Origin of the sequence: Cellulomonas sp. IC4_254, assembly GCF_011603975.1 — a bacterium.
Lineage (GTDB): Bacteria > Actinomycetota > Actinomycetes > Actinomycetales > Cellulomonadaceae > Cellulomonas.
On record NZ_JAANNB010000308.1, the window covers coordinates 1 to 2762 of the forward strand.

The following is a 2762-nucleotide window of genomic DNA, read 5'->3' on the forward strand; positions in this document are numbered from 1 at the left end:
TGCTCCGTCGGCGCGGTGCCGTAGGGCGACGGCACCTGCTGCGGCGCGGGGGGCTGCCCGGGAGCGCCGGCGTACCCGCCCGGGGCGCCGTACCCGCCCTGCGGCGGCGTCGCGTACCCGCCGGACGGCGGCGCCGCGTACCCGCCCGGGGCCGGCACGCCGTACCCGCCGGTCGCCGGGGTGCCGTATCCGCCCGCCGCCGGGTACCCGCCCCCGGGCTGCCCCGGGGTGCCGCCGTACGGCGCCGGCTGCGCCGCGGGCCGGGGCGCGGACGGTCCTCGCTGGAGGGCCCCCACGACGAACGCCCCGCCGATCAGCGCCGCGCCGACCACGGTCAGCGCGCTGCCCACGGTCTGCGCGAACCCGTAGAGCCACGACGCCCGGTACAGCAGCTCGATGAGCAGGGCCTGCCCGACCCAGCCGCCGATGATCCCGACGACGACGAGCGCGACGCCCGTCCAGAGCAGCTGCGGTGCGGTGAGCTTGGGCATGGCGGGGTCCCTCCGTCGGCTGGCGCGGGTCGCGCGCGACCGACGCTAGCGCGAGGTCGTGGCTTCCGTCCGTGGGAGGGGGTGCGCAACCGCCGACCTCGGGCGCGACCGCCGACCTCGGCGGCCACGGCCAGGGCGGCCACGGCCGCGGCCGCGGGGCGTCAGGCCTCCAGGTTGAGGTAGCGGAGGACGGCCAGGACGCGCCGGTGGTCGCCGGCGTCGGGGGCGAGGCCGAGCTTGCCGAAGATCGACGTCACGTGCTTCTCGACCGCGCCGTAGGTCAGGACCAGCGCGTCGGCGATGGCGCCGTTGGACCGGCCCTGCGCCATGAGCTCCAGCACCTCGGACTCGCGGGGCGTGAGCCGGGTGATGCCGGGGTCGACGCGTGCGGCACCCATGAGCTGGGTGACGACCTCGGGGTCGAGGACGGTGCGCCCGTCGGCGATCCGCTCCAGCGCGTCGAGGAAGTCGGAGACGTCGGCGACCCGGTCCTTGAGCAGGTAGCCGACCCCGCGGGCGTCGCCGCCGAACAGCTGCGCGGCGTACCGGGTCTCGACGTACTGGGAGAACAGCAGGACGCCGAGGCCGGCGTGGGTCTCGCGCAGGGTCAGCGCGGCGCGCAGCCCCTCGTCGGTGAACCCGGGCGGCATCCGCACGTCGACGACGGCGATGTCCGGCAGCGCGTCGTCGGCCGCGAGCGCCGCGACCGCGCGCACGAGCGCGTCGCCGTCGCCGACGGCCGCGACGACCTCGTGCCCGCGGCGCGCGAGCAGGGCGCCGAGCCCGTCGCGCAGGATGACGGAGTCCTCGGCGATCACGACCCGCACGCGGCACCTCCGAGGCGGTGGCGGGCGGGGCGGACGTCCGGTCGGCTCATCGGGCGCTCAGCGGCAGGTGCACGGTGACCACCGTAGGGCCTCCGGCCGGGCTGTCGACGTCGAGCTCGCCGTCCACGGTCGCGACCCGGTCGGCCAGGCCTGCCAGCCCGGACCCGCCGGAGGCGCCGGGCAGCCCGAGCCGGGCGCCGCCGTGGCCGTCGTCCCGGACCCGCAGCCAGAGCGCGCCGCCGTCGGCCTCGACCCGGACGTACGCGCCGGTCGCGCCCGAGTGCCGGACGACGTTCGTGAGCAGCTCGGCGACCGCGAAGTAGGCGATCGTCTCGACCTCCGGCGCGGGCCGGGCGCGGGCCAGGTCGACGTCGACGGTCACGGGCACCGGGCAGCGCGCGGCCAGCGTCTCGAGCGCGACCGCGAGCCCGTTGTCGAGCGCGGGCGGGTGGATGCCGCGGGCGATCTCGCGCAGCTCGGTCAGGGTGTCCTTGAGCGCGCCGTGCGCCTCGTCGAGCAGGCCGAGCGTGGCCGGGTCGGCGGCGGGCTCGTGCGCGAGCCGGTCGCGGGCGTCGCCGATCTGCATGGCGACCGCGACCAGCCGCGCCTGGGTGCCGTCGTGCAGGTCGCGCTCGATGCGGCGGAGCCGGGTGTCCGCGTCGGTCACCGCGGTGCCGCGGGTCTGCTCCAGGTGCGCGACCCGGAGGCTGGACGCGGTCGGGCCGAGCAGGCTCGTGCTGAGCAGCCGGAACAGGTGCGCGAACCCGAGGGTGAGCCGGTGCCACGCCAGGAAGGCCAGCAGGCCGACCGCGATCAGGATCCACTGCCGCGGCGGGGTGTCGATGTAGTAGTCGGTGCCGAACGACGCCCCGCGGTGCAGCGTCCCGTCGGAGGCCTCCTGCAGCGGCAGCCACCGGTACCAGAACCAGTGCGTCGTCCCGCCGAGCGCGACCGCGAGGAACGTCGTCGGCACCACGAACCCGACGATCGCCAGCGGCAGCGACAGCGCGCCGAACGCGACGCCGCGCCAGCCGGGCGCGTCGCCGAGCAGCACGCCGAGTCGGCGCCAGAACCCGCGCCGGCGGCGGCGCGGCATCGGCGCCGCGATGGACGTGCCGAGCATCCCGCGCGCCATCCCCCGGTACAGCGCGGCCCACATGCGTCCGCCGACGACCACCCAGCCGGCGACGAACAGGCCGACGACCGTGATCGCCACCGACGGGGGCAGCACCACCGCCACCACGGCGTACGCGAACGCGAACGGGGCGATCAGCAGCGCGAGGAACAGGTAGCCGTACTCGCGCCAGGTCCGTCCCATGACGCCGGGCGCCCAGATCGCGCCGCGCGGCAGGTCGGCGGTGAGGTGCACGGGGACGGTCGCGACCGGGAGCGGCGCCCCGCCGGAGGGGTGCGGTCCGCCGGGGTGCGGCGCGGCCGGCCCGGC

2 protein-coding genes and 1 pseudogene are annotated in these 2762 nt (G+C 77.4%); all 3 read right to left on the minus strand.

All coding sequences use genetic code 11. The annotated features are described in order from the left end of the window. Nucleotides 1-491: pseudogene (locus G6556_RS18180) on the minus strand (hypothetical protein); the annotation flags it as partial. A 161-nt stretch (nucleotides 492-652) separates the two neighbouring features. Further along, nucleotides 653-1318 (minus strand): response regulator transcription factor, encoded by a 666-nt coding sequence (locus G6556_RS18185; protein ID WP_166944470.1) that lies wholly within the window; start codon nucleotides 1316-1318, stop codon nucleotides 653-655. A 46-nt stretch (nucleotides 1319-1364) separates the two neighbouring features. Next, a partial coding sequence (locus tag G6556_RS18190) for a sensor domain-containing protein (RefSeq protein ID WP_346774999.1) occupies nucleotides 1365-2762 on the minus strand: 1398 nt, incomplete at its 5' end.